Annotated in this window: 1 protein-coding gene; it reads left to right on the top strand. The window is 58.8% G+C overall.

Annotated elements, in window-relative coordinates:
• Nucleotides 1-9,594, top strand: a 9,594-nt coding sequence (locus IEW73_RS16435) for a non-ribosomal peptide synthetase (protein WP_188678015.1), incomplete at both ends; no start/stop codon positions are given.

Raw genomic sequence — 9,594 nt, 5'->3', positions numbered from 1 at the left:
TTGCCGTCGTATATGGTGCCGTCGGCTTTTGTAGTAATTGATGAGGTGCCGCTGACGCCTCAGGGCAAGGTCGACCGGCGGGCATTGCCGAAGCCAGACCTGACAGTCAACCGCGAGTATGTGGCACCGACTGGTGTTGCGGAGGAAGTTATCGCTGCGATCTTCGCTGAGGTTCTCGGTGTTGAACAGGTCAGTGTGGCGGATTCGTTCTTCGAACTTGGCGGCAACTCGCTGATGGCGACGCGAGTTATTGCGCGTGTCAACGAATCGTTCGGCACTGAGTTGATCGTTCGCGAACTCTTCGAAGCACCCACTGTTTCCTCGCTCGCGAAACTCACGGGTGAACCTGACGACGGCGTCAAACAGCGTGTACCACTTGTGCGGCAGGAACGCCCAGATGAGATTCCTTTGTCGCTTGCGCAGCAACGGATGTGGTTCATTAACCAGTTCGACCCAGCGTCGCCTGCGTACAACATCCCGTTAGCGCTTCGGCTCACAGGCACATTAGACACCGATGCTCTGCAACGTGCATACGGTGACGTGGTCGGTAGGCACGAAACCTTGCGGACCGTGTACCCAGGTACCGGGAATGGTCCTGTCCAGCAGATTCTGGATGCGGAACGGGCGGATGCAACCCTGCTTGTTCAGGATGTTGCTGACGAAAACGAGCTTCAGCAAGCAGCCGCCGCATTCGCAATGCGCGGGTTTGACGTGTCGGTCGAGTTGCCGGTTCGTGGTGTGCTCTACCGACTATCAGACAACGAACACGTCCTCGTCATTGTGTTGCACCACGTTTCCGCTGACGGTAGCTCGATGATGCCGATGGCTAAAGACGTCATGCTCGCTTACACGTCCAGGCTCAACAATTCTGAACCGATGTGGGCACCCCTCGAAGTTCAGTACGCGGACTTCGCCTTATGGCAGCGGCAAGTGCTCGGTGACCCGGCTGACGACGCATCGCTCGCAGCCCGCCAAATTCGTTTCTGGCAACAGGAACTTGCCGACCTCCCTGACCTACTTGAGCTTCCCACCGACAAGCCTCGTCCGGCAGCGCAGACCTTGCGCGGCGGGAGGATTCGGTTCGAAATACCGGTGGAGGTCCATCGCGCCCTCGCGTCTGTTTCCGCTGACCGTGGTGCCACCGTGTTCATGGCCACACATGCAGCCTTTGCGGTTCTGCTGAGCAGGCTCAGCGGAAGTGACGACATTGCTGTTGGAACGCCCATCGCTGGTCGAGGTAGCCGCGCGCTTGATGAGCTCATTGGTATGTTCGTCAACACTCTCGTACTGCGTACGCGTGTCGAAGGCAACGCCACTTTCGCGGACCTCGTTGACCACGCTCGCGACCATGATCTTGCTGCGTTCACACACGCTGACGTTCCCTTCGAGCAACTCGTTGAGGTGTTGAACCCTGCCCGTTCCACCGCCTATGCGCCGCTCGCGCAGGTTGGTTTCTCGTTTCATAACCTCGAAAAACCGTCGCTTCAATTACCTGACCTCGTAGTCGAACCCCTCAATGTTGATACCGAAGTAGCGCAATACGACCTTCACCTCGTCGTGAGTGAAAACCTCGGTGATGATGGGGAACTGCTCGGCCTGTCCGCCGGGTTTACTTTTGCCGAAGACCTCTTCTTGGTCGATACGGTGCAACGCATCGCTGAACGCTTCGTTGACGTGCTTCGAGTCGTGTCCGCTGACCCGTCAGTGGTAGTAGGCGACATCAATATTCTCGATGAGGCTGAAACCCAACACGTTGTTCACGAGGTCAATAACACTGCGGGACCGGTCGTTGATCGGTTGCTCACTGACTTTTTCGACGAACAAGCGGCAGCTCACCCGGACTCTGCGGCGCTTGTTTTCGGAGACACGGAACTGACCTACGCCGAGTTTTCGCAGCAGGTCAACGCGTTGGCCCGGTACCTCATTTCTGAGGGCGTGGGTGTAGAAACCACAGTGGGGCTGGCCGCGAAACGTTCCATCGAATTGCTCGTCGGAATGTACGCCATTGTTAAAGCCGGTGGCGCGTACTTGCCCATCGACCCCGACCACCCCGCAGAACGCACCGCCTACGTACTCGAATCCGCACAACCCACACTGGTGCTGTCGACCTCCCGCGAAGCTCTTGATCTCCCCGCTGGTGTGCGCAGGATCAACATGGATGCGCTCGATCTCAGCGAAACCAGCACCGAACCAGTTACGCAAGAGGAGCGCAGTCGCCCTCTCACTCCTGACAACATCGCCTACGTCATTTACACCTCCGGGTCCACAGGACGACCCAAAGGTGTTGCTGTACCGCACGCCGCCATCGCCAACCAGATTGCATGGAAAATCAGCGAATACCCCATGCAAGCAGATAGTGCGCTGGTGCAGAAAACACCGGCAACCTTCGACCTGTCTGTGTGGGAATTTTGGTGGCCACTCGCAGCAGGTGCGCGCCTCATCATCGCCGATCCCGACGGGCACCGCGACCCTGCGTACCTCGCAAATCTCATGCGCCAACACAGTGTCACCGATGCGCACTTCGTGCCGTCTCTGCTTGACGCCTTCCTCGCGGTAAACGCTGGCGAAGATGGCACCATAAATGTTCCCAGCCTGCAGAGAATCCTGTGCATCGGTGAGGCACTGGGGCCCGCGACAGCACGCAGCGCCGTGGAACTCACAGAAGCCAGAGTGGACAACCTGTACGGCCCGACCGAGGCCGCGGTGTCGATCACTTCATACCGCTGCACCGGCTCCGAAACCGCCACCATGCCCATCGGTGTACCGGAAACAAATAGCCAAGTTTATGTGCTGGACAGGCGACTACGCCCAGTTCCTCCCGGTGTCACAGGTGAGTTGTATCTTGCCGGCGCACAACTTGCCCGCGGATACTTTGGGCGCGCTGACCTGACATCCGACAGGTTCGTGGCCAACATTTTTGGGGCGGCAGGCACGCGTATGTACCGAACCGGCGACCTCGCTCGGTGGAGAAGCGGCGTACTTGAGTACATGGGGCGCTCCGACTTCCAAGTGAAGGTTCGTGGCTTCCGTATCGAACTCGGCGAGATCGAAAATGCCCTTGTCGCACAACCCCCAGTGGAGCAAGCCGCGGTGATCGTGCACACGGCGGCCAGCGCTGGTGAGCAGCTCGTCGCGTACGTGGTGGGTGAAGGTGAAATCAATACCGATGCGTTCCGCATAGAACTGGGCAAAGCGCTGCCAAGCTACATGGTGCCGTCGGTTTTCCTCCAGTTGCCGCAGATGCCGCTCAACGTCAACGGCAAACTTGACCGAAAGGCGCTTCCCGAGCCGGAGATAGGAACTCACGCAGGCGAGTTTGTTGCCCCCCGCAACCCGGTCGAGGAAATCATCGCTGGCGTATTCGGGGAAGTTCTTGGCACCACCGATATCAGCGTCACCGCTGACTTCTTCGAAGCAGGCGGCAACTCATTGCTCGCCACCCGTGTCGTCGCCCGAATCGCGGCGGCGCTGAACGTGCAACTGCCGGTGCGGGTTCTATTCGACTACCCGACAGTCGAAGCTCTGGCGAGCTACACAGAACACCACGCAACCTCAGATGACCGGCCGCCGCTGCGACGCCAAGAGCGGCCGGAGAACATTCCGCTTTCGCTCGCGCAGCAACGCATGTGGTTTATCAACCAGTTCGACAGTTCGTCCGGCGCGTACAACATTCCGCTAGCCTTGCGTCTTACCGGTGAACTGGACGTCGATGCGCTCATCGGAGCCGTCACGGACACGGTGGTTCGGCACGAAACCCTGCGAACGATCTACCCCAGTGTCGACGGTGCACCAGTCCAGCGTGTGCTTGCGATGGATGACGTTCACCTTGATGTGCCTGTTGTTGCGGTCGATGAAAACTCAGTTCTTGAACGGATCGTCGACCTCGTTAACTCCGGGTTTGATGTGGCTACTGAGCTACCCGCGCGCGGCACCATCTTCCAACTGAAGCTGGACGAACACATCGTGGTGCTCGTGCTGCACCATATTTCCGCTGACGGATCTTCAATGGGGCCGCTCGCCCGTGACATCATGGTCGCCTACCACGCGCGTGTTCATGGGGACACACCAATGTGGCAACCACTCGATGTTCAGTACGCGGACTACGCGCTCTGGCAGCGAAATGTCCTCGGTGACGACAAAGAACAAGGTTCCCTCGCAGCGCAACAGCTTCAATATTGGACCGACGCCCTCGCAGCACTGCCGGACCGGCTTGAACTTCCGACGGACTACCCGCGTCCCGCGGTACAAAGTATGCGCGGTGCCACCCACGAATTCACCATCCCCGCTGAGCTGCGCGAACAACTAGTTGCTCTCGCCCGCCAAAACAACGCCACCACATTTATGGTGGTACACACGGCACTCGCGATGCTTCTCGCGCGACTGTCGCGCAGCGATGACCTCGCCATCGGTACCCCTGTGGCCGGGCGTGGTGATCGAGCCCTTGATGGGCTGGTCGGCATGTTCGTCAACACGCTTGTGCTCCGCACACAACTGGACGGAAACGAAACTTTCGCGCAGTTGCTGGGCCAACATCGCAACACCGATCTCAATGCCTTCACTCACGCAGACGTGCCGTTTGAGCGGTTGGTGGATGTTCTGCAACCGGAGAGGTCCACCGCGCACAGTCCGCTATTCCAGGTGATTTTGTCGTTTGAGAACCTCGATCACACTGAGTTCGAACTCGACGGTTTGACGATTGCCCCACTCGATAGCGGCTTTGCTGTCGCCAAGTACGACTTGCAGTTCACCTTCGCTGAAGCACCGCAACACGACGGCGCGATGCGTGCGGCCATCACCTACGCAACCGACCTGTTCGCGCAATCAACAATCGAGCAGCTCACCGAACAGTTCATCCGATTGTGCACGACCATCGTCGAGGACCCGCACCGCAACATCAACGACTACACCCTCCTGAGCGATGAAGAACGCGCTGAACTCACCCCAGTTTCGGGCGCTCCGGCCGAACCGCCACAACACCTCAGTCAGATGCTGCGCGATACCGCCACAACCCATGCGGAAGCGCCAGCGTTGGTTTTCAACGGCGAAACTGTGTCCTACGGCGAATTGCATGCCCGATCCAACCAGCTGGCACGAGAATTGCTGTCCCGCGGGATCACCCCAGAAACTCCGGTTGCAGTCAGTATCGCGCGGTCGATAGATTCCGTCGTCGCGTTATGGGCCGTCGTCAAAATAGGCGCCACGTTCGTACCAATCGACCCGACCTACCCAGAAGACCGAATCGCACACATGGTGAGTGATTCCGGTGTGGAAGTTGTCCTGACACACCACGAACACGCGCGAATTGACCTCACCAACATCATCCTGGACGACCCAGCGGTGCAAGCGCGGATCGCCGACCGCCCAGACACAGAGCTGCAAGCTGCGGAACTCGGCGGATCACTCAGCGCCACGCAAGCCGCCTACATGATCTACACATCAGGTTCTACAGGTCTACCTAAAGGCGTCGTCGTCACGCATACAGGGCTCGCAAATTACGCTGCAGAACAGCAAGAACGCTTCGGCATCAACAGCTCATCACGGGTGCTGCACTTTTCCTCACCGAGCTTCGACGCATCAATGCTGGAACTGTTCCTCGCGATCCCGTCAGGCGCATGCATGTGCGTCGCCCCTGCGGGGATCTACGGCGGCGAAGAGCTTGCCTCATTCCTCAATGAAAACGATGTCACTCACGCCTTTGTTGCCACAGCAGCGCTCGGAACAGTTCCACCACAAGCGGTAAGCACCGTCCGCACCGTAATTGTCGGTGGCGAGGCTGTGCCCGACAGTTTGGTTACTCGGTGGGCTTCAGAGCGAGCGATGTTTAACGCATATGGTCCAACCGAGGCGACCATCGCCGTGACCATGTCAAAACCGTTGGTGCCACATAGCCCAGTAGTTATCGGTGGCCCAATCCGCGGAACCAACGCGCTAGTACTCGACAACCGCCTTCAGCCCATCCCCGTTGGCGTGCCAGGGGAGCTGTACGTATCTGGGGCGGGGCTTGCTCGCGGATACCATCGCCGAGCAGGAACAACAGCGGAACGGTTCGTCGCGAACCCCACCGACCCTAATGGCGGACGACTGTACCGCACAGGCGACATCGTCAAATGGGTACGCGACACGCAAGGCGAACTAGAACTTACCTATGTCGGGCGTGCTGACTTCCAAGTAAAAGTACGTGGCTTCCGCATTGAACTCGGCGAAATTGACGTCGCCCTCACCAACCACGATGCCATCGCGCACGCAATGACTGTGGCGCACAAGGGCGCCTCCAACCAGACACAACTTGTGTCCTACGTTGTGCCAGAAGTGGGGGTGGCACTTGAAGACGTGTCACCTGAGGTGCTGCGTGAGTTTGCTGGTGAAACCTTGCCCTCCTACATGGTTCCCGCCGCGATTATGCCCATCGCCGAAATTCCACTCACACCGAACGGCAAGGTCAACAAGAAGGCGCTGCCCGAACCGGTCTTCGCGAGCACCGCCACAACACAGCGTGAACCCAGCACGGAGATGGAACGTGCAATTGCGAGCCTTGTGAGCGAACTCCTCGGCGTAGCCACCATCAGTGTCGACGATTCGTTCTTCTCACTCGGTGGCGACAGCATCATGTCCATTCAACTTGTGGCACGGGCAAAAACCTCCGGGATCGTCTTCGCCGCCCGCGACGTGTTCGAACAGAAAACAATCGCTGGACTTGCCCGTGTCGCGCAGTGGTCAGCCGACAGCGACATCGTTGCCCTGGAAGAACTTGAGGGCGGCGGAATCGGCGAAATGCCACCGCTACCGGTGATGCAATGGTTAACGGAGCTAGGCGGCGACAACAACGAGTTCTCGCAGGCAATGCTGTTGACACTGCCACGCGAGGTCGATCAACTGCGCCTGGAGAGAACCCTCGCCGCAGTTGTTGCCCACCACGATGCACTACGTTTGACGTTCGTCCAGGACGGCGACCACACGCACGTGTCCACCGCAGAAACAATTGACATCGCCCAACTACTGCGACGCGTCGAATTCACCGAACCAACAGATAGCGCGGATTTTGCTGAACTCGCGGCCGCAGAACACGATGCCGCCGCCGCCCGACTTGCTCCCACAAACGGGATAGTTGTGCAGTTTGTGTGGTTCGCGCCCAGTGCGGAACTCCCCGATGAGTCAGGGCGCCTACTCATCATGGCGCACCACCTCGCGGTCGACGGTGTCTCCTGGCGCATCCTCCTGCCTGACCTCGCCACCGCATGGGCGCAACTCGACACCAACGAAACAGCAACACTGCAACCAGTGGGAACCTCGCTACGACGCTGGGCGCATGCCCTCACGGACTACGCCCACTCCGACAAAGCGCGCGCTGAATTGCAGTACTGGTCCGACGTGGTGTCCACCACGGATGAACCGTTGGGTAGCGACGAGTTCCACCCCCACAAACACACAATCGGCCAACTCGACCGGGTTGACATTTCAGTGCCCGCAGATATTGGCGACAAGGTACTAAACGCGCTCCCGCACGCATACCGTGCCAACGTCAACGACGGCCTTCTCGCGGCGCTGTTCGTAGCACTGCAGCGCTACCAGCAGCGCCAAGGCCGATCAATTGACTCGATCCTGGTCGCCATGGAGGGCCACGGTAGGGAAGAAGCACTCATCCCTGGCGCCGACCTCTCCCGCACAGTCGGCTGGTTCACCAACGTGTACCCCGCAAGGCTCTCGTCACCGCTGTCCGCCGCGCCGCAACCCTCACATCTCGATGAGTTGTCGACGCTGCTCAAAGCAGTGAAAGAACAATTCGCCACAATCCCAAACAAGGGCATGGGTTATGGCGCTTTGCGGTACCTCAACACCTCAACTGCTGATCAACTCGTTTTTGATCAACCACCGCAGGTCACATTCAACTACCTGGGCAGGCTCGGTACCGGCCAGTCGAGCGACACCACCCAAACGTATGGGTGGCTACCCGATGGATCCATTCCAGGCGTCGGCGGCACCGCCAATGACTCCATGGGAGCTCCCGGAGCACTGAATATCAACGTCTCGGCATCGGGTGATGAACTCACCGGCACACTGTCGTACATACGCACCCTGTTCACAGCGGACCAAGCAACCCAAATCCGCGATGAATGGATCACGGCGCTGCGAGAAATCGCACAACTAGCGGACGCTCACGAACTCTCCACGCTTACGCCCAGCGACCTTCCGCTGGTCGATCTCCAGCAAACCGAAATCGAGCACGTTGAACGCGGGCACCGAGCCAAGAACCAACACGTCGACGATATTTGGTCGCTCGGACCACTCCAACATGGTCTGCTTTTCCACGGCATGCTCGCAGGTGAAGGGCCGGATGTTTACACTGCCCAAACAGTGTTGAACTTCGGTGGCACTGTTGATCCGGAGCGCATGCGAAGCGCAGGACAAGCGCTGCTCAACCGCTACCCCAACCTTCGTGTCGCCTTCGCCTACACCACCAACGGGCAACCAATTCAAACAGTGCTCAACGAGATTTCCCTGCCGTGGCAGCACACCGACCTCAGCGGTCTGCCGCTAGCGCAAGCACGTGAACAAGGTGCTGAAATACAGCAACAAGATCAGCATCAGCCGTTCAATTTTGCGGACGCCCCGCTGATGCGCATGCACCTGGTCACCATTGCCGAGGGGGAGTACCAACTACTCTTCACCAACCACCACATCCTGCTTGATGGGTGGTCAATGCCAATTCTGATCAAGGAACTCCTTACCCTGTACGCCACGAGGGGAGACGCCACGTACTTGCCGAGCGTCCGCCCCTACAAAGACTTCTTGAGCTGGATCGCTCAACAAGACACACAAGCCGCGAAGCAGGCGTGGGAAAGTGCGTTCGCCGGGGTCGACGAGCCAACTGCCATCGCTGCCGACGGAACCAATGCGCCCCTCGGTACAGTCCGCGAAACAGTAATTCGACTGAGCGAGCAGGAAAACGCTGCACTGATCGAACAAATCAGGCCGCTTGGCGTCACTCTGAACACGGTTGTTCAGGTGGCGTGGGGGATCGTGCTCGGTCAGCAGTTGGGCCGTGATGATGTGGTGTTCGGTGCCACAGTTTCTGGTCGGCCACCGCAATTGTCCGGTGTGGAAAACATGGTCGGGTTGTTCATCAACACCATCCCCACACGAGTCCAGCTCCACGCCGACGACACGTTGGCCACCGTTCTCACGCGGGTGCAACGGGAACAAGCCGATTTGATGGCTTATCACCACATCGCGCTGCCAGAAATTCAACAACTCGCGGGCCCTGGTGCACACTTCGACACTCTTACCGTGTTTGAGTCCTACCCCGTAGATGCGGCGTCCGACGACGCAGTCGACATCGACGGAATGACACTTCAGGGCGCATCTGGTGCGGATGATACCCACTACCCCGTGAGCATCATCGCCTATGGTGAACCCACCCTTACCGCGAAGCTCAAATACCAACCAGCGCACATCTCAGACTCTGCTGCGCACGCTCTGGCCGACAGGCTGAAAACCGTCATCGCCAGCATCGCCGGTTCGCCGTCTGTGTTGGTGCGGTCGGTGGAGTTGCTGAGCCTGGTGGAGCGGGAGTTGGTTCTTGCTGGGTGGCAGGTG

Origin of the sequence: Hoyosella rhizosphaerae (genome assembly GCF_014643175.1) — a bacterium.
GTDB lineage: Bacteria > Actinomycetota > Actinomycetes > Mycobacteriales > Mycobacteriaceae > Lolliginicoccus > Lolliginicoccus rhizosphaerae.
This window is presented reverse-complemented; position numbering and strand designations above follow the sequence as displayed.